Annotated in this window: 24 protein-coding genes and 2 tRNA genes; 15 read left to right on the forward strand and 11 right to left on the reverse strand. The window is 33.2% G+C overall.

Going from position 1 to position 25,671, the window contains the following annotated elements; all coding sequences use genetic code 11:
- Window positions 1–26: 26 nt before the first annotated feature.
- Window positions 27–845 carry a type I methionyl aminopeptidase gene (map, locus tag LUU93_RS13140; protein WP_053472055.1) on the reverse strand — a complete coding sequence of 273 codons (819 nt, stop codon included), beginning with the start codon at window positions 843–845 and terminating at the stop codon, window positions 27–29.
- 254 nt (window positions 846–1,099) lie between these two features.
- Here map and LUU93_RS13145 point away from each other — a divergent pair, with 254 nt between their 5' ends.
- Window positions 1,100–2,353, forward strand: coding sequence for a DUF445 domain-containing protein (locus LUU93_RS13145; protein WP_232681586.1), 1,254 nt, complete (start codon window positions 1,100–1,102; stop codon window positions 2,351–2,353).
- A gap of 194 nt (window positions 2,354–2,547) precedes the next feature.
- Here the strand turns inward: LUU93_RS13145 and gpmI are convergent, their stop codons facing one another.
- Both gpmI and LUU93_RS13155 read right to left on the reverse strand, forming a co-directional pair.
- Window positions 2,548–4,065 (reverse strand): 2,3-bisphosphoglycerate-independent phosphoglycerate mutase, encoded by a 1,518-nt coding sequence (gpmI, locus tag LUU93_RS13150; RefSeq protein WP_232681587.1) that lies wholly within the window; start codon window positions 4,063–4,065, stop codon window positions 2,548–2,550.
- Window positions 4,066–4,205: 140 nt separating this feature from the next.
- Window positions 4,206–6,635 (reverse strand): DUF5916 domain-containing protein, encoded by a 2,430-nt coding sequence (locus LUU93_RS13155; RefSeq protein WP_232681588.1) that lies wholly within the window; start codon window positions 6,633–6,635, stop codon window positions 4,206–4,208.
- A 299-nt stretch (window positions 6,636–6,934) separates the two neighbouring features.
- Here LUU93_RS13155 and LUU93_RS13160 point away from each other — a divergent pair, with 299 nt between their 5' ends.
- The gene (locus LUU93_RS13160) at window positions 6,935–7,660 is read left to right on the forward strand and encodes a murein L,D-transpeptidase catalytic domain family protein (protein ID WP_232681589.1); all 726 of its coding nucleotides are present in this window, start codon (window positions 6,935–6,937) and stop codon (window positions 7,658–7,660) included.
- On the opposite strand, the gene LUU93_RS13165 is transcribed toward LUU93_RS13160, so the two are convergent.
- Together LUU93_RS13165 and LUU93_RS13170 are read right to left on the reverse strand one after the other, a co-directional pair.
- Window positions 7,649–9,232, reverse strand: coding sequence for a L,D-transpeptidase family protein (locus LUU93_RS13165; protein WP_232681590.1), 1,584 nt, complete (start codon window positions 9,230–9,232; stop codon window positions 7,649–7,651). The genes LUU93_RS13160 and LUU93_RS13165 overlap by 12 nt on opposite strands.
- Window position 9,233: 1 nt before the next feature.
- On the reverse strand, window positions 9,234–9,671 hold the full coding sequence (locus tag LUU93_RS13170) for a GNAT family N-acetyltransferase (RefSeq protein ID WP_232681591.1): 438 nt from the start codon (window positions 9,669–9,671) through the stop codon (window positions 9,234–9,236).
- A 134-nt stretch (window positions 9,672–9,805) separates the two neighbouring features.
- Between LUU93_RS13170 and LUU93_RS13175 the strand changes: the two genes are divergently transcribed.
- Window positions 9,806–9,878 (forward strand) — tRNA-Gly (locus tag LUU93_RS13175).
- A gap of 106 nt (window positions 9,879–9,984) precedes the next feature.
- Window positions 9,985–10,057: transfer RNA gene (locus tag LUU93_RS13180), tRNA-Gly, on the forward strand.
- Window positions 10,058–10,189: 132 nt separating this feature from the next.
- Here the strand turns inward: LUU93_RS13180 and pepE are convergent.
- Complete coding sequence (gene pepE / locus LUU93_RS13185) at window positions 10,190–10,897, reverse strand: dipeptidase PepE (protein WP_232681592.1); 708 nt, start codon at window positions 10,895–10,897, stop codon at window positions 10,190–10,192.
- A 164-nt stretch (window positions 10,898–11,061) separates the two neighbouring features.
- On the opposite strand from pepE, the gene LUU93_RS13190 reads away from it, so the two are divergent.
- The 7 genes from LUU93_RS13190 to LUU93_RS13220 all read left to right on the forward strand — a co-directional run bounded on the left by LUU93_RS13190 (window position 11,062) and on the right by LUU93_RS13220 (window position 17,111).
- Window positions 11,062–11,829: a carboxypeptidase-like regulatory domain-containing protein gene (locus tag LUU93_RS13190; protein WP_232681593.1), complete on the forward strand. Its 768-nt coding sequence runs from the start codon at window positions 11,062–11,064 to the stop codon at window positions 11,827–11,829.
- Window positions 11,816–12,544, forward strand: a complete 729-nt coding sequence (locus tag LUU93_RS13195) for a carboxypeptidase-like regulatory domain-containing protein (RefSeq protein WP_232681595.1) — start codon at window positions 11,816–11,818, stop codon at window positions 12,542–12,544. Before LUU93_RS13190 ends, LUU93_RS13195 begins: the two co-directional genes overlap by 14 nt.
- Entirely contained in the window at window positions 12,534–13,286 is a 753-nt protein-coding gene (gene bamP / locus LUU93_RS13200) for a BamP family beta-barrel-assembly machinery protein (protein ID WP_232681596.1), read from the forward strand. The genes LUU93_RS13195 and bamP overlap by 11 nt, the downstream gene beginning before the upstream one ends.
- Window positions 13,286–13,789: a DUF6702 family protein gene (locus LUU93_RS13205; protein ID WP_232681597.1), complete on the forward strand. Its 504-nt coding sequence runs from the start codon at window positions 13,286–13,288 to the stop codon at window positions 13,787–13,789. The genes bamP and LUU93_RS13205 overlap by 1 nt, the downstream gene beginning before the upstream one ends.
- Before the next feature lie 66 nt (window positions 13,790–13,855).
- A complete protein-coding gene (locus LUU93_RS13210) occupies window positions 13,856–16,093 on the forward strand; it encodes a M1 family metallopeptidase (protein ID WP_232681598.1) in 2,238 nt (745 codons plus the stop codon).
- Window positions 16,094–16,198: 105 nt separating this feature from the next.
- The gene (locus LUU93_RS13215) at window positions 16,199–16,546 is read left to right on the forward strand and encodes a Sec-independent protein translocase subunit TatA/TatB (RefSeq protein WP_232681599.1); all 348 of its coding nucleotides are present in this window, start codon (window positions 16,199–16,201) and stop codon (window positions 16,544–16,546) included.
- 1 nt (window position 16,547) lies between these two features.
- Window positions 16,548–17,111, forward strand: a complete 564-nt coding sequence (locus tag LUU93_RS13220) for a phosphatase PAP2 family protein (RefSeq protein WP_232681600.1) — start codon at window positions 16,548–16,550, stop codon at window positions 17,109–17,111.
- 198 nt (window positions 17,112–17,309) lie between these two features.
- Here LUU93_RS13220 and LUU93_RS13225 read toward each other — a convergent pair whose 3' ends face one another.
- The 4 genes from LUU93_RS13225 to LUU93_RS13240 all read right to left on the reverse strand — a co-directional run bounded on the left by LUU93_RS13225 (window position 17,310) and on the right by LUU93_RS13240 (window position 20,069).
- Complete coding sequence (locus LUU93_RS13225; RefSeq protein ID WP_232681601.1) at window positions 17,310–18,062, reverse strand: phytanoyl-CoA dioxygenase family protein; 753 nt, start codon at window positions 18,060–18,062, stop codon at window positions 17,310–17,312.
- A gap of 74 nt (window positions 18,063–18,136) precedes the next feature.
- Entirely contained in the window at window positions 18,137–18,778 is a 642-nt protein-coding gene (locus tag LUU93_RS13230) for an O-methyltransferase (protein ID WP_232681602.1), read from the reverse strand.
- A gap of 114 nt (window positions 18,779–18,892) precedes the next feature.
- Window positions 18,893–19,258, reverse strand: coding sequence for a hypothetical protein (locus LUU93_RS13235; protein WP_232681603.1), 366 nt, complete (start codon window positions 19,256–19,258; stop codon window positions 18,893–18,895).
- Window positions 19,259–19,475: 217 nt separating this feature from the next.
- Complete coding sequence (locus LUU93_RS13240; protein ID WP_232681604.1) at window positions 19,476–20,069, reverse strand: YceI family protein; 594 nt, start codon at window positions 20,067–20,069, stop codon at window positions 19,476–19,478.
- Between the two features lie 210 nt (window positions 20,070–20,279).
- Here LUU93_RS13240 and rlmN point away from each other — a divergent pair, with 210 nt between their 5' ends.
- A complete protein-coding gene (gene rlmN, locus LUU93_RS13245; RefSeq protein WP_232681605.1) occupies window positions 20,280–21,332 on the forward strand; it encodes a dual-specificity RNA methyltransferase RlmN in 1,053 nt (350 codons plus the stop codon).
- A gap of 580 nt (window positions 21,333–21,912) precedes the next feature.
- Here rlmN and LUU93_RS13250 read toward each other — a convergent pair.
- Window positions 21,913–22,773: a hypothetical protein gene (locus LUU93_RS13250; RefSeq protein WP_232681606.1), complete on the reverse strand. Its 861-nt coding sequence runs from the start codon at window positions 22,771–22,773 to the stop codon at window positions 21,913–21,915.
- A gap of 162 nt (window positions 22,774–22,935) precedes the next feature.
- Between LUU93_RS13250 and LUU93_RS13255 the strand changes: the two genes are divergently transcribed.
- The 3 genes from LUU93_RS13255 to LUU93_RS13265 all read left to right on the forward strand — a co-directional run bounded on the left by LUU93_RS13255 (window position 22,936) and on the right by LUU93_RS13265 (window position 25,386).
- Entirely contained in the window at window positions 22,936–23,913 is a 978-nt protein-coding gene (locus tag LUU93_RS13255) for a polyprenyl synthetase family protein (protein WP_232681607.1), read from the forward strand.
- Between the two features lie 197 nt (window positions 23,914–24,110).
- A complete protein-coding gene (locus LUU93_RS13260) occupies window positions 24,111–24,671 on the forward strand; it encodes an RNA polymerase sigma factor (RefSeq protein WP_232681608.1) in 561 nt (186 codons plus the stop codon).
- On the forward strand, window positions 24,658–25,386 hold the full coding sequence (locus LUU93_RS13265; protein ID WP_232681609.1) for a hypothetical protein: 729 nt from the start codon (window positions 24,658–24,660) through the stop codon (window positions 25,384–25,386). Before LUU93_RS13260 ends, LUU93_RS13265 begins: the two co-directional genes overlap by 14 nt.
- Window positions 25,387–25,671 lie beyond the last annotated feature (285 nt).

Consider the following 25,671-nt stretch of genomic DNA (forward strand, 5'->3'; position numbering starts at 1 on the left):
TATCTTTGTGAATCTTTGCGGAATAACTATAATACTAACGGCACTTTTCTGAATTCGTCTTCTTCATTACTTTCAATTCCTAAAGCTTTGTAGATATATTGAAAAGTCGATAATAATTCTGGTTTACCATCAATTAAAGCCACATCGTGTTCGAAATGCGCGCTTGCTTTTCCGTCAGCTGTAGTAATTGTCCAGCCGTCTTTATGTTGTTTGATGTTTCTTGTTCCCATGTTAATCATAGGCTCAATTGCAACAACCATTCCTTCAACAAAAAGTTTTCCGCGGCCGCGTTTTCCGTAATTTGGCATTTCTGGTTCTTCGTGCATTTTTTGCCCTAAACCGTGACCAACCAATTCACGAACCACACCATAACCGTGAGATTCCGTATATTTTTGAATCGCATTTCCAACATCTTCTACGCGATTTCCGGCTTTAAATTCTCTAATTCCAACGTAAAGAGATTCTTTAGTTATCTGCAAAAGTTTTTTAACTTCTGGAGCAACTTCTCCAATTTCGAAACTATAAGCATGATCTCCATGATATCCGTTTTTGAATGCACCGCAGTCTACCGAAATAACGTCACCACTTTGTAAAGGTGTGTTATTTGGAATTCCGTGTACGACCTGAGAATTCGGACTCATACAAAGTGAATTCGGGAAACCATACAATCCTAAAAAGCTAGGAACTGCACCGTGATCACGAATGAATTCTTCGGCTAATTTGTCCAGATATAATGTAGTAACTCCTTCTTTAATTTCAGAAGCAATCATTCCTAATGTTTTTGATACGATCAAAGCACTTTCGCGCATTAATTCGATTTCCTCTCTCGTTTTTTGGATAATCATATTTTTCAGATTTTCAGTTCGCAAAAGTACAATTTTTAATATTATTTTTTGAGTAATTTTTTTGCCGCGAATTAGGTTTTTTCGCCACGAATTTCACGAATTAGTACGAATTCTAAATTTGGAATAATTTTTAAAGACAAAGTAATTCGTGAAAATTTGTGTAATTCGTGGCAAACCCTTTCATTGCGATGAGCTGTGCTTTTAGTTTAATATCTCAGAAAAAAGCCATAAATTAGTAGTAAAATGAGATAATCATGGAAACTGATACGGATCAAGATATAGTTAAAATAAAAGCTTTAAGAAAAATGCAGGCAAGTGCTTTGGCGCTTTTAGGTTTTGCCGTTCTTCTTTTTATAATTGCTATTTATTTTAAAATTCCAATTTTACAGGCTTTTAGTGAAGCGGCAATGGTTGGGGGAATTGCCGATTGGTTTGCGGTTGTGGCTTTGTTTCGTCATCCGCTTGGGATTCCGATTTGGCATACGGCTATTATCCCGACGAAGAAAAATGAAATTGGAGAAAATCTCGGAAATTTTGTTTCAGAAGAATTTCTAAACAGGGAAAAGCTAGAAATTAAATTGGATGAATTCAACTTTGCTTCAAAAGCTTCGGAGTGGCTTTCGGAGGAAGAAAATGCAGATAAAATTGCCAATGTTGTTGCAGTAAATATTGTTCCCGGAATTTTAAAAACGATAAAAGATGAAGATGTCAGAAGATTTATTCAGGCTCAATTCAAAGAAAAACTGGAAGGAATAAACTTTGGGGACTGGGTTGCTGTTGCTTTGGAGCCTTTACAAAAAGGGGATTTAAAAAATCAAATGCTGACGAATCTTCTGGAAGTGATGAGCAGCGAATTGACTAATAATAAAGATTTAATCAGACAGAAAGTAAAAGCTTCGACTCCGTTTTTAAGTTTTGGACTGGCTGATAAAAGTATTACCGAAGGCGTTTTTAATGGTTTACATGATTTTTTAAATGAAGCTAAAAAAGCAGACAGCGCAGTGCGCCAAAAAATTGATGAGTATATTTTCAATTTTTTAGAGAAAGTAAAAAACTCCGAAGAAATGCGAATTAAAATCAACGATATGATTTTGAATTTTGCCGGAAAAAAAGAAGTTCAGGATTACATCAATGGAATTTGGGATGAAATAAAACTCTCGATAACCAATGATTTAAACAAAGGCGATGAATCTTCAATTAAAAACAGTGTTTCGGGTTTAATTCAAACTTTCGGAAACGGGATTAAGGAAGATTCGATTATGATTGACAAAATCAATAATTTTATTAAAAACGATTTATTATCGGTTCTTCTAAACAATAAAAAAGTAATAGGGGATTTAATTTCGTCAACAGTAAAAAGCTGGGATGGAAAAGAGGTTTCTGAAAAACTGGAACTAGAAATTGGGAAAGACCTTCAATACATCAGAATCAATGGGACTTTGGTTGGCGGTATAATCGGACTTGTGATTTATGGTGTTGAACAGCTTTATCATTATTTTATTATTTGATAAAAAACACGAATGTCAGGCTGAGCGAAGTCGAAGCCCTTTTTGGTTCCATAAGCCTTCGACTTCGCTCAGGGTGACAAAACGGGTATATAAAAATAAAAACCATATAAGAAATATAAGTTTAATAAAGCTTTAGCGCTTCAATTAAATGAACTTATATCACTTATATGGTTTAAAAATAATTTAAGTGTTTTTTACAAAAGCGAATGACAAGTCATTGCATTTGGCTGCTGCACTCCCATTAATTCTAAGATAGTAGGAGCGATGTCACCTAGAACACCATCTTGAATATTTTTCAATTGCTTGTCAACTAAAATAATCGGCACTGGATTTGTTGTGTGCGCGGTATTTGGACTTCCGTCAGGATTGATCATTGTTTCGCAGTTTCCGTGATCAGCAATAACGATTGTAGTGTAATCATTTGCAAGTGCGGCATCGATTACTTTTTTTGCGCAGGCGTCAACTGCTTCACAGGCTTTAATTGCTGCACTCATGATTCCGGTGTGACCAACCATGTCTCCATTTGCAAAGTTTAAACAAACGAAATCTACTTCACCTTTGTTCAATTCAGGAACAAGAGCATCAGCAAGTTCATAAGCGCTCATTTCCGGCTGTAAATCGTAAGTGGCTACTTTAGGAGAATTTCTCAAGATTCTAGATTCACCTTCAAAAGGAGTTTCTCTACCGCCTGAAAAGAAAAATGTCACGTGCGGATATTTCTCCGTTTCAGCAATACGTATTTGTTTTTTACCCGCTTTTTCTAAAACTTCACCAAGAGTTTCAGTAATATTATCTTTATTGTAAACCACTTTTACGTTTTGGTACGTTTCGTCGTAGTTTGTAAGCGTTACATAATACAAGTTTAATTTGTGCATGTTTTGCTCGTGGAAATCTTGCTGAGAAAGCGCTTCAGTAAGTTCACGTCCTCTGTCAGTCCTAAAGTTAAAGAAAATTACAACATCATCTTCAATAATTGTCGCAAGAGGTTTTTCGTTTTCATCAACCATTACAACCGGCTCGATAAACTCGTCAGTAATATCTTTAGCATAACTGTCAAGAACGCTTGCCACTGCATTTTTTGATGGAGTTCCAACTCCGTTAACTACTAAATCGTAAGCTAGTTTTACACGTTCCCAGCGTTTATCACGGTCCATTGCATAATAACGCCCCACGACAGAAGCAATTTTTACCGGAGTATCTTTGATATACTCATCTAAATCGTGAATGTATTTTGCTCCGGATTTTGGGTCAACATCACGTCCATCTGTAAAAGCGTGAATATAAACCTGATCTAAACCATATTCTTGAGAAGCATCGATTAATCCACGTAAGTGAGAAGTATGAGAGTGAACACCTCCATCTGAAACTAATCCTAAAAAGTGTACTTTTTTATTGTTGTCTTTAGCATAAGTAAAAGCGTCAACTAAAACCTGTTCTTTAGCAAGCGTTTTGTGAGCTACGGCTAAATTAATTTTTGCCAAATCCTGATATACAATTCTTCCGGCACCAAGGTTCATGTGCCCAACTTCACTATTTCCCATTTGACCTTCTGGCAGACCAACATTTAAACCGTCAGTACGCAATTGAGCGCTTGGGTAATTTTTGTAAAGACTATTTATAAATGGAACATTTGCATTGTCTATTGCAGATACTTTAGGGTCAGGAGATTTTCCCCAACCGTCTAAAATCATAAGGATAACTTTTTTGTTCATTACATTTTTGTTTTTTACAAAGATAAGCCATTTATAAACTTTGCAAGAATGCAATGGTACATTTATATTTAATAAAATGAAGCCTGATAAAAAATATTAATTTAATTACAGAAGTCTTTATTTTTTAAAATTTATTCACGCTAAGCTCTTTTTCTAACCTTATTTTTGACAGCGTTATAGTCTATAAAATATTTTACGCTAACAGAAAAAATGTGTTTTAAGGCGTCATTAGTCAATAGGCTTGTTACATTATTTTTGAAATCTTTATCGATAATACGTTCAAAATTAGAGGCATTGTTTCTGTATAAGGCTGAAAGCTGACTTCCGGGCGCAAACCACCATGAATAGGATAAATCTGCATTCCAGGAATAAAAACTTGAGTTTTTGTTTTCGGTATATTGCGGATACGGATCTAGGGTCCCGTCTGTTTCAAGCTGTAAAATATCTTTATTTTCTGCCGAAGACCAATATTGGCGAACGGCTAAATTAAGTGTCATAGTGCTGTTAATAGCATATTTTCCTGATATAGTATTGGCGTATGTAATTACGTCACGATTAGCAAAAACAATAGTTTCGGGAGTGGTTTCATTATCGTCATCATCATAACTGTCAATGTATCCTTTGTTATTGTTTCTTTTAAGAAAGCTAAAACTGTAAATTAATAGAAGCTTATCATTAAAGCGATATCGCGGACTGATGTCGGCACCATAAGCTGCTCTTCCGGGCTCATCGGCAATGGATATTGACGGATTAAAATCTATAGCAAATTTATGATTGTAATTTGTAGAAACGCTTGCCCAAGCATCTAATTTTCTAGGAATTATAACATACCTGTTCTCTGCCCTTGGTTCGTAATAATCATGCGATTCCAATGGAGAAATTTCAATACCCCCTCCATAATAATTGTTTTTTACGGTGCTTAAATTTACTTCTGCTTCAATTCGGTTTGCCTGTACTTTTCCAGATTCTTTATTGAATTCAGAATACATTTCATAGTCAATCTTGAAGCTATTAAAAAGTTTAGTTGGGTTAAGAATTCTGTAGTTGGCATTTCCGTAAAAATTGTAATAATTAGTATAGAAATTGATTCCCATATCATTTGGATCAAAATCTTTTGAGACAAAATCAGTTCCTAAACTATAACGATAATTACCGCTTGTTTCTGCAAAACTAACAGTTGAGAAAACACCGTTTGTGTCTTCGGTATCATTTATTGTGCTGTATTTTACATTTCCAAACAAGCTGTAAGTATTGGCTTTAGTATTTAAATCCCATGCTAAACCAGTTACATTGGCATCTTTATAATGACCATTTCTGGTAACATTTGTGTTTATAAAAGTAACAGATGAATTTTTTCTAAAACGCTGATCCAGTACCAAAACATTATAATTTGTGAGCGGTTCTACAACTTCACGTCTGGTTTCGCCTGAAATAGTATCTTTTATGGTTGCAAAAGTTTTTTCGGTAACAGCATTTAGAATTCCAACTCCTAAACCATTTTTAGTTCTTCCTGAAAATTTTAAAGCATTAATAAGATTAACGTTTTGTACTGTTTCAATAATTTCTTCATTGTCTTTTAAATCTGGTTCGACAGAAGGTTTACCGCCAATTCTTCTCGAATAAAACATATTTCCTTTATTAAACAAATCTGTTCCTTCGGTAAAAAATGCCCTGTTTTCATTGAACTGCTGTTCAAACGGACCTAAGTTTAAAATTTGATCGTCGTATTTTGTCTGTCCAAAATCAGGAACTAAAATAGCATCAACAGTAAAAGCATCGGTGATCCCGTATTTTATGTCCATTCCGCCTTTTACGGTTCCGTATGTTTTTTGTCCTTCTCCTGCATTTAAATAATAGGAAGCATAAGGCATAAAAAACAATCGGGTAGGAGGTTTTATATTTTCAATTCCTTCTAAAACCCCGGCCTGCTGCGTAAAAGTTCCAATTTTTCTATCAACAAAGTTCCAGGTATATTTATAACGTGTACGTTTTATTTCTCTGAAAAAATTAATTCCCCAGGTCTGTTTGTTTTCCTGTGAAAAACGCAATGCCGAATATGGAATTTTTATTTCTACAACCCATCCGTTTTCAATAATCGAAGCTTTACTTATCCAAACGGCGTCCCAGGAATAATCTTCGCCATTTGCATCGGTCATAATACAATCTCCCTGAACATCAGCAGCAGAAACATAAAACATAAAGTCCTGCTGGCCGTCATTAAAACCGTTTATAAAGACCCCAAAGATATCTGCAGTTCCAAAATTGTCACGCTGCGAAATCTCTTTTAAAATTTTATCAGGTTCATCATCATACATCATGGCGCCAATGTAAATCGCATCATTATCATATAAAACCTTGATATTAGTTTTTTTATTCTCCGGAACGGCTTTTCCGTTATCTGGTTCGAAGGTGATAAAGTCTGAGGCTGTTGCAGCATTTTCCCACTCGTTTTCATTTAATTTTCCATCAATAGAAATGTTTTGCGAAATAGATTTCGCCTGCAATGCTTTTTTTTGACTGAAACACCAAAAAGTAGATAAAAGAAGAGTTAGAAAAACAAGTTTTTTCATGAAAATTCGAACAAAAATGATTGTAAAAGTACTTTAATTTAGAAATAATAGACAGCATTTTGTTCTACTTGTTACAGTTTAAGTTTCAAAATTTCCATTTTATTCTGCTTTTTTTAAGAAAAGTGACTAAAATGTTATGATTTTTAGCGTGAGATAAAATCTTACAGAAAGATCTTTTTTATGTTAATAATGTTAAATTTTAAGCAAAAAAAGCCTGATTTACAGGCTTTTATTTTGATGATTTTCAAAAATTTATACTTTTGCTCTACCCAAATTTATTATTAACCTAAAGAAATTCAATGATTTACAAAATTTACCCGCTGCTGGTGTTTTTTCTATTGTCTTTTGGAAAAGATTCAAAAAACACTCCCGAATTAAAACCTGCAACAACAAAAAGTATTGCGAAAGTTGAAACAAACCTTTCTGTTGATGCAAAAATTGAAAATGTTTATAATACATTAAATTCAAACAATTGTAAACTTCCTGATCTTAGGACTTTTACTGAAGCAATGAAAGGATTTTATCTTTTGAAAGAAAGAGGGATTGTTCAGAAAAACATTCTGACATTGATTGATTTTAGTCTTTCATCAAATACCAAACGTCTTTGGGTAATTGATATGACTACAAATACGGTATTATTTAATTCTTTGGTAGCTCACGGAAGAAATACCGGAGAAGAATTTGCATCAGCATTTTCTAACTTAAACTCTTCATTTAAAAGTAGTTTAGGTTTTTATGCAACTGGCGAAATCTACCAAGGAAAACATGGGGCTTCATTACGTTTAGACGGTCTTGAAAGAGGTTTAAACGACAACGCCCGAGAAAGAGGAGTTGTGATGCATGGGGCTGATTATGTATCTGAATCATTTATCAGAGATCACAAAAGATTAGGCAGAAGCCAAGGCTGCCCTGCTGTTCCTGTTGAATTGACAGATGAAATAATCCAAACTATTAAAGACAAATCATGTTTGTATATCTACCATCCGTCAAGAAGCTTTACGATGGAAGAGAAACTAATCTCTTAGTTTAGCATACAAATCTGAATCAAGATTATAAATATCAGCTCTAAAAATGAGCTGATTTTTTTTGCTCCAAGCCGTCCAATACCATTGATATAAAGCATATTTCTTGGTAATTTTAAAGCTCATGGTTTTTTTAGAGGCAATTATAGTATCGATTTTTTCTTTAGAAAACCTTTCAGGATCATCCAGAATATGTTCAGCCAATTCAAGCGGATTTTCAACACGAACACAACCAGAGCTCAATGAACGATTGTTGCGTTCAAAATAATTTCTGTGGTTGGTATCATGCAGGTAAACACTGTGGTGATTAGGAAACAAAATTTTCATTAATCCTAATGAGTTATTATAACCCGGACTTTGAACATATCTGTAATTGTTAGGTTTGTTTTCGTTCCAGGCATGCGGCTCGACCACATTTCCAGATGTGTCGTAAATCGTTATATTTTTCTTTGCTAAATAATTTCGGTTGCGTTTCATTGCAGGAACAACATCTTCCTTTAAAATTGTTGGCGGAACAGTCCAAGTTGGGTTAAAAACAACCGTTTTTAAAACAGATGTAATAATAGGTGTTTTTCTTTTACTTGTTCCTACCACAATATTTCGAACTAAAGTTGTGTCCTGATTTTCGACAACATTTAAGCTGTAATCCGGAATATTGATAATAAAATAATTTTCGGCAAATTCGGCAGGATACCATCTCCAGCGTTCTAAATTGGCAATAATCTGCTGTTTTCTTTTTTCTTTGGAATAGTTTAAAGCGCTGATAGTTCCAGGACCAATAACGCCATCATCGGCTAAACCATGTCTTTCCTGAAATTTTTTAATCGATTCAAAAGTTTTTTGGTCGTATTTATTAGTTAAACTGTCTTTGCCAGACATATCTTTCCAAAACAAAAGTTTCTTCTTAATATTGATTACCGCATTGTTTGTGTCGTTTAAAGTAATTTTCTTTAAAGATTCAATAGTTGTAATATCTTCGTCAGGATAAGAATTGATGATTTCAAGAGATTTTAGTAACTGCTTATATATGATAGATTTAGGCTGAATGTTTTCAACAATACTGTCTAATTTGTTTTTATTAAAAGCATTAATAAGAACACTGTTTACATCAAATGGTTTTTCATCTAAATCCCAATCTGTATACAATTTTTTAGGATCTAGTTTTCCTTTATATAAATGATTTAAATATTTTTCGAAATTATAAGTCAGTAAAATATCGTATGTTGCTAAATCAGCATCGTTTAGACTGCTGATTCGTTTTTCGAATTTTTCCAGCTGCGATGCTTTATAATCTTCGGGATTAAGTCCTAATTCTTCAGATTTTTCCAGCTGAGATAATACATAGGTTCTCTTTTTTAGATTTCCCCAAACAGTTTTATTTTCAGATGAAGTATAAAATTGTTTAAGGGTTTCACTTTTAAAGGTACTTAAAAGTGCTGTATCAACTTCTACTTTTCGTTCATCAGTAAGTATAATTGGCGGCGCTTTTTTTACTGCAGCAGGAGCCGGTTTAGGAGCATCTTTTTTACAGCTAATTAAACTTAATACCAATAAAAAAAAGTAAAATTTCCTCATTTTATAATTTTTTAAACATTAAATAATGTTCGCCAACATCTTTAATATCAAATGGTTCACCTAGGGGCTGGTATCCCATTTTTCTGTAAAAACCAACGGCGGCGGTTCTAGCATTAAACCAAATCAAATCGACTTTGTTTTCATTGCAGCAGGTTTCACAATGCTTAACTAAAGCTTCTCCAAATCCTTTTTTCTGATGCGTTTCTAAAACTGCCATCCCTCGAATTTGTGCTTGACTTTTTTCGGCAAATATAGGATTGATTTTATTGAATAACGAAATAATTCCTATTAAATCTTCATTATTAAATAAACCAAAATGATGTGTCGTGTCTAAATCGTCTCCCTCAAAGATGCAGCTTTCGATAGGTCTGCCTTTTCTTAAAACAGGCTGGCGAACAATATAGGTTTCTTTTGATGGGACTTCTTTAATAATATTCATGATTTTTTTAAAATAATTGATTTTATAACTTTTTAATTTTAAATAGGTTATAAGAAATTGTTGATTTTAATTGATTTTTTTTGCCAAAAAGCTTGTTTTGAACTTAACTTATTTTTTATATTTGCACCAGCAATGCGAAAGTAGCTCAGTTGGTAGAGCTCCAGCCTTCCAAGCTGGTTGTCGCGAGTTCGAGCCTCGTCTTTCGCTCTAAAAAACCGGAACTTAATTGTTTCGGTTTTTTTATCAAACTTAAATAATTTTTGATTTTTGTTTTTTAAAAAGAATTAATTATTTATATTTGCACCCTGTTAATGCGAAAGTAGCTCAGTTGGTAGAGCTCCAGCCTTCCAAGCTGGTTGTCGCGAGTTCGAGCCTCGTCTTTCGCTCTTCAAAAGCCTCAAACATTTTTTGAGGCTTTTTTTTATGATTTTTTTTTAACCATATAAGTGATATAAGTTATTATAAGTTTTTTGTCAATCTTTTTTAAATGAACTTACATTACTTATATGGTGGAAAAATTATTTTAAGTTGCTCAAATCGCTTTCTGGTTCTAGTTCTTCCGGATTTTGGTTTTGCTTAAAAAGTCTTGCTTTTAGAGAGCCTTTCAGGGTTATTTTGTTTCCTTTTACTTCAAGCCAGCTTCCTTCCCTTAAACCTAAAACCGGAATTGCATTAAAAGAATGGAATTCTTTAATTCTGGTTTCGCGTGTTTCGCCCATATGCTGTGAATTTACATCAGGATCTAAATAATGCGGGTTTAAATTAAACGGAATTAATCCTAAAGTTTGAAAACTCGGCGGATAAATAATTGGCATATCATTCGTAGTCTGCATTGATAAACCGCAAATGTTGCTTCCGGCACTTGTTCCTAAATAGGGAGTTCCGTTTTTAACTTTTTCTGCAAGCAATTGCATTATATTGTTTTTGTATAGCTGTGTAACAAGTAAAAATGTGTTTCCGCCGCCCGTAAATATTCCTTCGGCATTTTGTATGGCTTTTTCAGGACTTTCAAATTCATGAATTCCCTGAAGCTTAATATTTATAGATGCAAATGCTTCGGCAGCTTTTTGTGTGTATTCTTCGTGTGATATTCCGCCGGGGCGTGCATACGGAATAAATAAAATAGTGGTACAGTTTTTAAAATGTAATTGTAATGCAGGTAATATATAGTCTAAATAACTGCCGCCGTGCAGGGTAGATGTGCTGGCGATGATAATGCTTTTCATAATTCTAAACTCAAATTCAATTCGTTAAAGATATTAAAAAAAGTCTGTCCAAAATAATTGATGAATTGGAGTTTAATTAACATATTTTTACCAACTCATTAATACTAAATTTGGAAGACATTAGGATATTTTTACCTTTTTAATAATTTCCTAAATTTTTCGTTTTGACAAAGAATATTGTATTTTTTTTAGTTGCAGTTATAAGTCAGAATTCCTGGTCTCAAAATCAGGAACGTACGCTTATAAACGGAAAAATTACTGCAAATACAAATGATTTAGAAGGCGTATATGTTGTCAATTCTCAAACTGAAGTTATGACAACTACAGATGCATCCGGAGCCTTTTCTATTTTGGCAAAACCAGATGATATGCTTATTTTTTCTTCCATTCAATTTAAAGAAAATAGAGTTTCTCTTACCTGTGAAAATTTTACCGATTTGAATTTTACTGTAAAAATGAATTTGGTAGTGCATCAATTGCAGGAAGTTATCGTAAAAAGATATGACAATATAAATGCTGTTTCTCTGGGGATTATTCCGGCGGGACAAAAATCATATACAGAAGCCGAAAGAAAATTACATACCGCAACAGCATTAAATGCAACGGCAAATGTCGGAAGTATGGCTGGCGGATCAATTTCTGCAGATCCCTTGCTGAACTTTTTCTCGGGCCGGACAGCGATGCTGAAAAAAGAAGTTGAAGTAGAGAAGAAGGAATTTTTCATGAGACTTTTAGAAAAAATGTTTACGCTTGAACATTTTGTGGAACGCTTAAAAATTCCGGCCGAATATGTAAAAGGTTTTGAATATTATGCTGTCGAAAATAAACAGTTTACGAATATTTTAAACTCTAAAAATAAAACTTCAACCGAATTTTTGCTAGGCGAATTAGCAGTAAAGTATAAAGAAATAATTGCGAGTGAAGTTAAATAATACTCTACATATAATTTTAATTCTATTTTTTGTTCAAATTGGTCTTGGGCAAAATGCACCTTCTAAAGAAATTTTAGGGCAAATCTTCGAAAAAACTACTTCGGTTGACGGAGTAAATATTGTTAATAATACCACACAAGTTTCAACTATTTCTGATGCAGATGGGAGATTTTCTATTATGGCTAAAGAAGGTGATGTCTTGGTTTTTTCGGCTGTAAATTTAGAACCGTATAAACTCCGAATTTCTGCTGAAGATTTAACCTTAAGTCTGCTTGTGATTAAAATGACGGCAAAAGAAATCGAATTGAAAGAAGTTAAAGTAAATGATAATTATGGAATTACTGCTGAAAATTTAGGAATTGTTCCGCATGGTCAAAAAACATATACGCCTGCAGAAAGAAAAGTTTATACCGCAACTTCGACTTCTATAGATAAAATCCTCAATAAAATTTCCGGACGTACCGCAATGTTAAAAAAAGAGGTAAATGTGGAAAAAAAGGAGATGCTTTTTAGAAAAATTGAGTATCTTTTTGAAGAAAATTATTACACGGAAAGATTAAAAATTCCGGCAGATGATATCAAAGGATTTCAATTATATTGTGTGGATGATGCCGAATTTGCCGTATCTTTGAATACAAAGAATAAAACAATGAGTATGTTTTTAATAACAGAGTTAGCTCGAAAATATCTAATAATTCTTGAAAATGAAAAATAAACTAGGAGTATTCGTTGTTTGCTTATTTTGTCAAATAATGCTTGGGCAAAATAGCTCAAGAAAGTCGCTGCACGGTCAGGTTACAAACAAATCACTTTCTATAGAAAGTGGCTATGTTATGAATATCAATGCAAAATCCAGAACTTTTATTGGTCCCGGCGGATTGTTTGATATTTTGGCACAGCCAAAAGATACTTTGCTTTTTACCGGTTTGGCTTTTCAGTCTAAAAAAATTGTTTTAACAGAGAAAGACTGCTCGCAGATACTTTTTTCTGTAGCTTTAGATTTGGTTAGCAATGAATTAAAAGAAGTTGTGGTTCGTAAAGATTTAAAAGTAAAATCATTAGACAGCAATACGCAGCAATATGTTGATATGCAGTTTGAAGATGATAAACAATCAACGGCAAAAAATACGGTGATGTATTCTGATCAAACTATTAAATACGGAATGGACTTTGTTCGAATTTTTAAAGATGTCAAAAAACTTCTTTCAAAAAATGATGAAATAAAAGAAGAAGAAATCTCGGACATTGCTTTTGTTGAATATTCTAAAGCTAATTTTAAACCTGATTTTTATACTAAAACCTTAGGCTTGAAAAAAGACGAAGTTGACTTGTTTTTGATGTTTTGTTCTAACGATCCCGAATCTAAAAGACATCTAAAAGAAGATCAAAAATTTGAGCTGATTGATTTTTTAATCAACAAAAATGCTGAATTTAAAAAAGTGAATGCCTCTCAATAATGAAAAAAATATTGATTTATCCTTTTATTGGGATATTGTTTTTATCACTTTCTTCCTTTGCATTTCATAAATTCTATGTAGGTGTTTTTCAGGTAGATTATGCTGCCGAGAAAAAAATGATTCAAATTACATCCCGCATTTTTATAGATGACTTGAATAATGGGATAGAGAAAAAATACCATAAAAAAACATTCGTAGGAACAGAAAAAGAAACTCAGGCAGACCTTGATTTACTTAAAAAATACCTTGCTGAAAATTTCACTATTAAAATAAACGGACAGGCAAAACCTATTACTTTTTTGTCAAAAGAAGTTGAAGGTGATGTGTTAATCTGTTATTCGCGAATAAAAGATATCGATAAATTTAAAACGATCGAAATTTCAAATACTATACTTGTAGACTGGAGTTCTGAACAGCAGAATATTACACATATTTCAGCATTTGGTACTAAAAGAAGTGTTCTCTTTACAGAATCTTCAAGGAAAGAATTGTTAAAGTATTAATTAATAAGTTAAAATAATATTTTAATTGTTATTTTCACACCCTGACAAAATTACCATTAGACTTTTATGAAAAAGCTTTCATTATTATTAATTTTTCCTGCAATGTTAGTTGCTCAGGAAAAAGCTGCGACACCAAAGCAGCAAGGCAGGTACGACACAAATAAATTCAGCCAGATGTACGATTTGCTGGCAACACCAAATATGTTTCGTACAGCTTCCGGAGCACCGGGACCGGCCTATTACCAGCAGCAGGCAGATTATAAAATTGATATTGAATTAGATGATAAAAATTCAAAATTAACGGGTGCAGAAACTATCACATATTCTAATAATTCGCCAGATACTTTAGAATATTTATGGGTTCAGTTAGATCAAAACCAAGCCAGAGCTAACGGACAGACTTCTTTGGCAGAAGGAGAAAAAATCAATCAGGTTTTGCCTCTTGAAGGTTTTTCAGCAAAATATTTGAAAAAAGATTTAGAGCGTGGTTTTAATATTGAACAGGTAAAAGATGCAAAAGGAAATCCAATGTCTTATAGCATTAATGAAACTATGATGCGTATTAATCTGGCTTCGCCTTTAAAACCTGGAGAGAAAATTTCATTTTCGGTAAAATGGTGGTATAATATCAACAATTACAGAAAAGAAGGCGGACGTTCTGGATATGAATTATTCGAAAAAGATGGTAATAAATTATATGTAATTGCACAATTCTACCCAAGAATGGCAGTTTACAATGACGTTGAGGGATGGCAGAATATGCAGTTCTGGGGAAGCGGGGAGTTTGCCCTTCCTTTTGGAAACTTCGATGTAAGTATTACGGTTCCTGCTGATCACGTAATTGATGCAACGGGAGAATTAACAAACAGAAGTGAAGTTTTTACTGCTGAACAAGTTAAACGTTACGAACAAGCTCAAAAATCATTTGACAAACCTGTTGTTATTGTAACTCAGGCAGAAGCTGAAGCAGCTGAAAAAGGTTTTTCTGAAAAGAAAAAAACGTGGAAATTCAGCGCAAAAAATGTTCGTGATTTTGGTATCGCTTCATCAAGAAAATTCATTTATGATGCAATGGCTGTAAAAATTGGAAACAGAACTGTTATGGCAGAATCTGTTTATCCAAAAGAAGCTAACCCGCTTTGGGGAGAAACTTCTACAATGGTTGTAGCACATACTTTAAAAAGTTATTCTTCTCATACTTTCGATTACCCTTATCCAAAAGCAGTTTCGGTTTCTGCAGAAGACCAGGGAATGGAATACCCAATGATTTGCTGGAATTTTGGTCGTCCTGATGAAAATGGCGTAACGACTAAAGAGGTTAAAAACGGAATGATTGGGGTTATTATTCACGAAGTTGGGCACACGTTCTTTCCAATGATTGTAAACTCTGACGAGCGCCAGTGGACTTGGATGGATGAAGGTTTAAATTCATTTTTAGAATATTTGGCAGAACAGGAATTAGATCCAACTTTCCCGTCAAGACGCGGACCTGCAAAAAATATTGTTCCTTATATGAGCGGTGATCAAAAGTTTTTAGAGCCAATTATGTCTAACTCTGAAACGATTCACCAATTTGGAAATAACGCTTACGGAAAACCGGCTACGGGTCTTAATATTTTAAGAGAGGTAGTTATGGGCAGAGAATTGTTTGATTATGCATTTAAAACGTATGCAAACAGATGGAAATTTAAGCACCCGACTCCAGAGGATTTCTTTAGAACGATGGAAGATGCTTCTGCGGTAGATTTAGACTGGTTTTTTAGAGGATGGTTTTATTCAACTGATTTTGTAGATATTGGAATTAAAGATGTAAAACAATATTATGTTTCTGAAACTCCAACTGCTGATATTAAAGATGTAAAAGTACGAAAAGGCCGTTTTGGATTCGAAAAAGGCCCTTTTGTTTACTTAGTTTCAGGAGACAATCCAGAAGTTAATGCTGCAAACAAAAAAGCATTAAAATTAGAAGATGTAAAACCATTGGCTGATTATGTTGACCAGACTTTTACTGCTGAAGAAAAAGCTGGTATTAAATCGCCTAAATATTTTTATGAAGTTGAATTCGACAAACTGGGCGGAATGATTATGCCAATTCTTGTTGAAATCACTTATGAAGATGGAACAAAAGATAATTACCAATATCCTGCACAAATCTGGAGAAAAAATAATGATACAGCTAAAAAAGTTTATGCAACTACAAAAGCTGTAAAAAGTATTCAGATAGATCCAAAATTACTTACGGCCGATATTGATGTAACTAATAATTCATGGCCAAAGGTTGAGCAAAAATCAAAATTTGACTAAGAACAAACTAAAAAGACTCTTTTTTCAGAGTCTTTTTTTTAAGTAAATTTTAAAACTGTGCGCTTCAAAATTTAATATCTTTGTGGCACAACAAAAATAAAAGATATGTTTGGTATAGGAGGAGGAGAATTAGTTTTCATACTGTTTATAGTACTGATGCTTTTTGGTTCTGATAAAGTGCCGGAAATTGCCCGTACAATGGGTAAGGCGATGGCGCAGTTAAAAAATGCGACCAATGATATTAAAAGTGAAATTCAAAAAGGAGCAGAGGCAAATGGTCTTGATACTAAGTCTTTGAATAGTTTAACAGGTAATATCAATGCAGAAATTGAAAGCGCAAAATCTAATTTATTAGGTGATACAACTAATTTATTGGGAGATACTGCAACAGAAATTGATAAAGTAAAAGAAGATATTGACTCTCTTTCAGGACCTATAAAACGCCAAAGATAATATGCTGGAAAAAATAGAAGAATTAGATATTAATTTATTAGTATATTTAAATGGTTTAGGTTCTGAAACATACGATAAATTTTGGCTTTTTATTACCAATCAGCTGTATTGGACTCCATTTTTTTTATTACTGTTTTATCTTATCTATAAAAAAGTAGGAGGAAAACAAACTTTGTATTTACTGCTTTTTATAGCTGTTTTAATTGCTTTTACAGATCAAACTACCAATCTTTTTAAACATACATTTCAGCGTTTACGTCCTTGTAATAATCCTGATATCAATACTATTATCAGAGTTGTTCAGGTTAGAAAATCTTTTAGCTTTTTTTCAGGACATGCTGCAAACACAATGGCTGTTGCAACCTTCTTATATTTGGTTTTAAAACGCCATTTCAAATATTTTGGCTTGTTATTTTTATGGCCTTTAATTTTTGCGTACAGCCGAATTTATTTAGGATTACATTATCCGGGAGACATTCTAACAGGATATTTCTTTGGAGCTCTTTTTGGATTCTTAATCTTTTTAGCTTGCAGAAGGTTGAAACCGCAATATTTTCCGGGATAATTTTTTTTTAAGTTTCTGAGTTTCTAAGATGCTAAGTTTTCTCATATAAAATTTGGATAAATTGCCTCCAGCTTTAGCTGGAGAGTCTATAGATAAAATTAAGAAGGCTTTAGCCAAAATACACTGGGTATTTGGCTAAAGCCTTTTTCTTTTTTTAGCTTTTTTATCTCCAGCTGAAGCTGGATGCTATTGAATTTTTTATTTTATAATACTCTTGAAGTCGTCTAAATTATTTTCAAGAATTTTTCTTTCACTCCATTCTAGCCCTGTGGGAAGTTCTTGTTTGCTGAATTCGATATGAATAACTCTTCTTCTTTCGTTGTTTGTGGTTTTGTTTGAAGCGTGAAACAATAAAGGTTTCATAATCATGATTCCGCCTTTTTGGACTTCGCAGATTGTTTCTTTTTCGTTTTCAAAATCCAAATTTTCGATTCTCAAAATTCCTTTTGAATGGGAATTATTGATAACTTTTAAAGCACCGTTGTCTTTTGTAGTGGTATCAATATGAATTCTAATCGTAAAATTATCTTCTAAAATTTCTTTTGGAGGCTGAACCGCAAACTGATTTTGTTTTACAGTCCAGTTTTCAAAATTTTCAGTTTCAATTTTTTTATCCACAGAAATAGTTAAATCCTGATGGTAAGCCACAAACCAATTTGATTTTTCAGGTTTGTCAAAATAAATGGATTTGGTAATGAAGTATCCTTTTCCAAAATTAGATTCAATAATATTTTTTAAATTTTGATTGAAAATAAAATCTAAGGTTTCAGGTACTTCTTTATGAAATTGTCTGATTGCAAATAAATCCTGAGATTTTCTAAAAGTAGCATTATCAGAATCATTTTCGGTTACATTTTCGATTAATGAAATCAGTTTTTCAATTTCATTTTCAGTATAAACATTGTTTATAATTGCAAAACCTTCATTATCTATCTGATTTAAATAAGTCATTCTAAATGGAGTAAAAGTATAAATAGAAAAAATCTTAGAATCTTAGCGCCTTAGTATCTTAGCAACTTATAAAATTATAATACTCTTGAAACTGTTAATCCATCGCGAATTGGCAACAAAACCGTTTCCACTCTTGGATCGTCTTTCAAAAGCTGATTATATTCTAAAAGTACTTTTGTACTGACATCATTTGGATGAACCGGTTCCAGGATTTTTCCGCTCCACAAAACATTATCAGATAAAATAATACCGCCTTTATTCATCTTTGGAACAATCATTTCCCAATAATTGAGGTAATTTTCCTTATCTGCATCAATAAATACCAAATCAAATTTTACGTCAATAGTTGGGATAATATCTACGGCTTCTCCTAAATGCTGAAAAATTTGCTTTCCCCAAGGTGAGGCATCAAAATACTTTCTTTGAAAATCGACTAATTCTTCTTTAATATCAATAGTATGTAATTGTCCGTTTTCCTGCATTCCTTCGCATAAACAAAGCGCAGCATAACCCGTATAAGTTCCGATTTCAAGAATATTTACCGGACGAATTAATTTAGAGAGCATACTTAAAACCCGGCCTTGAAAATGACCGCTTAACATTCTTGGTAAAAGTATTTTCTGGTAGGTTTCTTTATTAAGTTTCGCTAACAATTCTGGTTCATTTTCAGAATGCTGCTCGATATAATCTTCTAATTCTTGTGATATAAAATGCATCTTGTAGTTGTTGTAATTGAATGCAAAAATACAAAAAATATCCGCTGACTATTTTGCATAAAAAAACCATTCGTTTAGGCGAATGGCTTTCTGTTTTTAGTTTTAATTTGAAAATTATTTTTTCAAAGCTTCGTTTACTTCTTTAGCTGTTTTCACAGTTCCGTCTTTTGCAGCTTTTGCAGCATTTTCAACTTTTTCAGCTCCTTTTTTAGTAGCATCTTTCACGTCAGATGCTGCTTTCTTAGCTCCATCTTTTACATCTTGTACAGCATTTTCAGTAGCATCTTTAGCTTTTGCAGCAGCCTCTTCTGTTTTGCTTACAGCGCTGTCTTTCACTTCTTCAATATCTGTTGTCAAGGAGTCAACTTTGTTTCCAAGAGTTAATTCTTCATCTGCAGGTTTAGGTTCTTTCTTCTCACAAGATTGTAATCCCAAAGCTAATAATGCAACAACAGCGAAACTTAAAATTTGTTTTTTCATGATAAATTGTCTTTTTAGGTTATAAAATTTAAAAGGTTATAAAGTGGAATAATAAAAATACAAATTTTAAAATTATGGCGCGCTTTGTAAGATTATTTTTCTTTTGAGAGCAAGACAATTCTTGTGCCAAATTTTTCCTTTTTGGAACTGAAGACTTATTTTTTTTGAAAATTTATTTTTACGAAAGAAGAGTTATATTATTGTTCTTAAATTATTGTTAGTTGATGACTAAAACATTTTCACTTTTTGCAAAATCAGTAAAAGTAATATTGAAAAGCACTGTTAATTCTTTACCGGCTTTTACGACTCCAAGTGCAGCTGACGGAGGTGTCATTTCAAAATCAGTAAAAGTCATTCGGTTAGAACCCTGTAATACAAAATTACCGTTATCATAGGTTGTTACCTTTACCTGTGTTTTGTAATCTTTACTAACACCTGCAATGGTGTAAGTTCCAGTTAGAACCCACATTGTTTCGTTTACTTTATCGGCAGATTTTAAAACATATTTGATATTTTTATGTGTTTTGGTATCTAAACATTCATAAGCCACATCATCCATACTGGTTTTACTGCTTTTAATACTTTCGGCTAATAATGTAATCGTCAGGTTTTTAATATCAGTTATTTTTGAATCTGTAATCGTTAAGTAAGCACCGCCGGTTCCTTCTGTTGATTTCATAACCCAATCGTGTATATTAGAAGTTCCTGCAACTTCAAAAACTGATTTTGTGAGGGTATATTTTCGCTGCGCTTTTACTTGCAATGAAAATGCGATTATTACTGCTAATAAAATTGATTTGATCGTTTTCATTTGTTTGTGGTATTTAGTTAAATCTAAGATCAGTTTACAATTCGGTTTGGGATTGATTATAAATTCCTGTCTTTTTCTTAGATCAAATTTATTGCAAACGAATAGGAAAAGAACTGATAAAAATCATGGATAGGATTTTATTAAATCATTATAATAAAGGTTTAATTTAAGAATCATTAAAAAAATGACAAAAGTGATTAACTTTGCAGCATGCAAATTGAGAAAAAAGACATAAGAGCCTTATCAAAAGATCAGTTACGAGATTTTTTTGTCGCAAATAATGACAAAGCTTTCCGAGGAAATCAAGTTTATGAATGGCTTTGGAGCAAAGGAGCACACAGTTTTGAGGATATGACGAATGTTGCCAAAACAACACGTTCTATGCTTGAAGAAAATTTTGTTATCAATCATATTAAGGTTGATACTATGCAGAGAAGCAACGACGGAACAGTGAAAAATGCGGTCCGCCTGCATGATGGATTAGTAGTGGAATCTGTTTTAATCCCTACAGAAACCCGAACAACAGCTTGCGTTTCAAGTCAGGTTGGGTGCAGTTTAGATTGTAATTTCTGTGCAACTGCACGTTTAAAAAGAATGCGAAACCTGGAGCCGGGAGAAATTTACGACCAGGTTTTGGCAATCGATAAAGAAAGCCGTTTATATCACAATCATCCGCTTTCGAATATAGTTTTTATGGGAATGGGAGAACCTTTAATGAACTATAATAATGTCATTAAAGCCATAGACATGATTACCTCGCCAGAAGGTTTAGGAATGTCTCCAAAACGCATTATGCTTTCAACATCAGGGATTCCGAAGATGATTAAGAAAATGGCCGATGATGATGTGAAATTCAAATTAGCAGTTTCCCTTCATTCAGCAATTGATGAAACCCGCGCGAAGATTATGCCTTTCAGTAAAAACTTTCCTTTAAAAGATTTACGAGAAGCATTAGAATATTGGTACAGAAAAACCAAAAGCAAAATTTCATACGAATATGTAGTTTGGAAGGGAATCAACGACGATAAAGCTTCCGTTGATGCATTGGTAAAGTTCTGTAAATATGTACCGTGTAAAGTCAATCTAATTGAATATAATCCAATTGACGATGGAGAATTTCAACAAGCTTCAGAAGAATCTATTTTAGCTTACATTAAAGCTTTAGAAAATATCGGAGTTGTAGTAAAAGTGCGTCGCAGCCGAGGAAAAGATATTGATGCTGCCTGCGGACAATTGGCAAACAAAGAAGCTGATGTGGTATAGTCCCTGCGGGCAATGTCATTAAGTTAAGCTTTTAGAAAAAAAAATTATTGCAAATCAAATCCGTGTTTATCAGCGTTTTTACGAAGTAAATCTGTTTTATCCGCGTCACAATTAGACGCTGATTTTACTGATTCGCTAAAGCGAAAACGCTGATAAAAACTGATTTTTCTAATTACTTTCTTAATTAAACTGTTAAGTAATTTTATAGATTTCTTCTTAACTTAATGACATTGCCCTACGGGACAAAGGTGCGGATTATGCTATTTTTTGCTGCCGATATTTAATCTCCCCGAGATACCCAGCAGGACTCTTCAATATAAACTCCGTTAGGAGTTAAATATCGGTAGAGAAATTATGATTAAAATGTAGAAAATGAGGCTGTCTTAAAAGTAAAATCAAGCTGTTGAGAATCGCGTAAATGGAAAATTTCTCCGATAGGTATCCGAATAAAAAAGAGGTTGTCTCGACTTTTGAGACAGCCTCTATACATAAAGGGTTCAATATTATAAAGACATAAAAAAGCATTAAAAACGAGGGTGAATCTTGTTTTTAATGCTTTTTTATCGGGCAAAAAGGGATCTTATTTTTTCAAATCGACTTCTTCTGTTACGCCGTCTTTTGTTACAGATGCAAGTGTATCACAATCTCCATCGCCAAAATCAATAGTAGCCAAAGCACTATTTTTAGTTATTTCAACAACACCTTTTACTGGAAAAGATTTTCTGCATGAAGCTATAAATTCTAAAGGTGTTGTAATTTCTGCAGAGAAAGTATCTCCGTTTGTTAAAGTTGTGGTACCACTTCCGGTAACTACAAAAACATTGTCTTCCCAATTAAACCAAGTGTCATAACCAGCAGTCATTTCTTTTACTAAAGAACCTTTTCTAATATAAACACTTCCGTCATCAAAAGTAATAGTCAGATCAATTGCGGCTGTCAAAACCGGATGTGCTTCTGCCAGCAAATCGGTTGATTTTACAGTTCTAACAATGCTTTTACTTCCCTGAAGTAGTTTGCCATTGTGATAAAATCCTTCAAATGTATAACTGATAGTCTGTGTAGAAGCAGAAAAGTCATTAGAAAACGAAATCACCATTTTTCCTTTTACTATATTTCCGTTATCAAGCGTACAGCCATCAACGCCAAAATCTACTGTTTTTGTAAAAGTATTATTAGTTAAAACGGTTGTAATAACAGCACATTCAGGTAAAAAGTGTTTTACGTTTCCAGAAGGTTTGCTGTTAATGTTTACTTGCGAGTTAAACTGATCTTCAGCAATATTCGTAACATCTTCAATGGAGGCATCTATTTTAGAATTTGCAATTATTTCGTCGTTAGTAATGATTTTACTAGTTCCGTCATTTGTGTTTTCATCAGAATTACAACTTGTAAATAGTGATAAAGCGATACATGTTCCAATTAATAAAAATTTTGTTTTCATAATAAATAGTTTTTTTTGGTTTTACTTTTTAATAGATGAATTCAAATTAGTATTAGGCTGAGGTGTTTTTGGATTGTTTTTTTAAATTAGTGCATATTTATAGATATACTAACATAAAATAGACAACGTTTTTTTATTTAAAATAGTATATTTGAAATCGAAATGAATATTACTTCACAAATAAAACAGCCTATTATTACCGAGATGGAACTTTTTGAAAAAAAGTTTCACGAATCGATGACTTCAAAGGTTGCGTTACTAAATAGAATCACCTATTATATTGTAAATAGAAAAGGAAAACAAATGCGTCCGATGTTTGTTTTTTTGACGGCAAAAATGGTTTCTGGCGGTATTGTAAACGAAAGAACCTATCGTGGTGCTTCGGTTATTGAATTAATTCATACCGCAACTTTGGTTCATGATGATGTGGTGGATGATAGTAATCGACGCCGCGGATTTTTCTCTATAAATGCACTTTGGAAAAACAAAATTGCAGTTTTAGTTGGAGATTATTTACTTTCAAAAGGATTATTGCTTTCCATCGATAATGGTGATTTTGATTTACTCCGAATCATTTCTGTAGCCGTTCGTGAAATGAGCGAAGGAGAATTACTTCAAATCGAAAAAGCCCGCAGACTCGATATCACCGAAGATGTTTATTACGAAATCATCCGAAAAAAAACCGCAACACTTATTGCGGCTTGCTGTGCACTTGGTGCAAAATCGGTAATTGAAGATGATATTCAGGTGGAGAATATGCGAAAGTTTGGTGAGCTTATCGGAATGGCATTTCAAATTAAAGATGATTTATTCGATTACAGCGAAGAAGCCATCGGAAAACCAACGGGAATTGATATTAAAGAACAAAAAATGACTTTGCCTTTAATTCATGTTTTAAATACCTGTACTCCACAGGAAAAAAAGTGGTTGATAAACTCCATCAAAAACCACAACAAAGACAAAAAACGCGTAAAAGAAGTTATTGCTTTTGTAAAAGATAATAATGGTTTGGCTTACGCCGAAAACAAAATGGTGCAGTTCCAGCAGGAAGCACTTTCCCTTTTAGACAATTACTCGGATTCTGAATTCAAAGCGGCGCTTACCTTAATGGTGAATTACGTTATTGAGAGAAAGAAATAATTTTTTAATTAGATAATTAGAAAATTTATCAATTAGATAATTGGTTTACTTTGTTGTAAATCAGTTGTGTATTTCTATTGATTGAAATTTGAAATTTAAAAATTGATTTTTTTTCACCTCTCATGCAACCATTTCAAATCGACATGCGTCTATGCTAATAGAAGTCTGTTTCTAAAACCAAAACCGAAAGCTTATTAATGAAAATTATTCATTTACATCAAGAAGAAACTAAAATCATAAAGCTTGCTGTCGAAAATAATCGACAAGCACAGCAGCAGATTTACAGTAAGTTTTCTTCGAAAATGTTAAGTGTCTGCCGACAATATATAAAAGATATTCAGCTGGCAGAAGATGTAATGATAACCGCTTTCATGAAAGTATTTACGAATCTAAAAAACTTTGAGCATAAAGGAAGTTTTGAAGGCTGGATTCGCCGAATTATGGTTAACGAATGTATTTCGTATTTAAGAGTTCAGAAAAAAGTAAAATTTGCCGAAGATGAATTTTTTGTTGAAGAAAGTTTCAACGAAATCGACAGTCAGTTTACCGTTGATCAGATTCAGTTTTTAATTGATGCTCTGCCGGACGGTTATAAAATGGTTTTCAATTTATACGCCATCGAAGGATATAAACATAATGAAATTGCTAAGATGTTAGGAATTAATGAAGGAACATCAAAATCGCAATTATCGCACGCTAGAAAAATGCTGCAAACACAAATTACTATTCTAAAAAAACAAGATAATGGAACCGAATAATTTTGAAAAGGATTTCCGTGAAAAACTAAATCAACGCAAAATTGAACCAAGCGAAAAAGCCTGGGACCGATTAGATGCGATGTTGAGTGTTGCAGAAGAAACTAAAAAGCCAGCTAAAAATAGAAAATGGCTGTACATCGCGGCAAGTATTATTGGTTTTTTATTGGTTGGAACTTTCTTTTTCAATCAAAAGAAAGATGCGATCGAAATGCCTAAAAGTGTTGTAATCGAAGAAAACATTAAAAAAGATTCTACTGCTAAACCAACTATAAATAAAGTTGAATCCGTTCAAACAGAAACTGTGATTGCAGAAAAAACTTCAACAGAAACTCTAACACAAAAATCAAATAAACAAGAAAATAACTTTAATCAAACACCAAATAAAACCATTAAAAATGAATCAAATCAAATAGCGGAGTCTTCAGTCATCATCAAAAACAATCAGGAAAAACAATCGAATACAAACCCGGTCGCAGTTACCGAAAACCCTAAAAAAGAGAATACAGATCAATTACTCGAAGCGGCCGAAAAAACCGTTTTGGCTCAAAGTTCAGTGAAAAAATCAAAAGTAAAAATCAATGCTTCTGATTTACTAAACCAAGTCGATGGCGAATTAGAACTTTCATTTAGAGAAAAAGTAATTACCAAAGTCAATAAAAACTATCAAACAGTAAAAGTGGCCTTGGCAAATAGAAACCAGCAGGAGAAAGAATAAAGAGCATAGAATAAAGAAGCAAGAAACAAGAAACAAAAGTACAGATTTTCAGTTCCGAAGGAACGATTCATATTGTAGCGTCGGGTTTCAACCCGATGGAGATGCAATAAAGAGACAAGAAAATAGAATATAGATTTTCAGTTCCGAATGAACGATCCATATTGTAGCGTCGGGTTTCAACCCGATGGAAATGCAATAAAGAGACAAGAAAATAGAAAATAGATTTTCGGTTCCGAATGAACTATCCATATTGTAGCGTCGTCCCGAGGCTTCGGGATTAACCCG

The sequence above is a fragment of the Flavobacterium soyae genome (assembly GCF_021245985.1).
Classification (GTDB): Bacteria; Bacteroidota; Bacteroidia; order Flavobacteriales; family Flavobacteriaceae; genus Flavobacterium; species Flavobacterium soyae.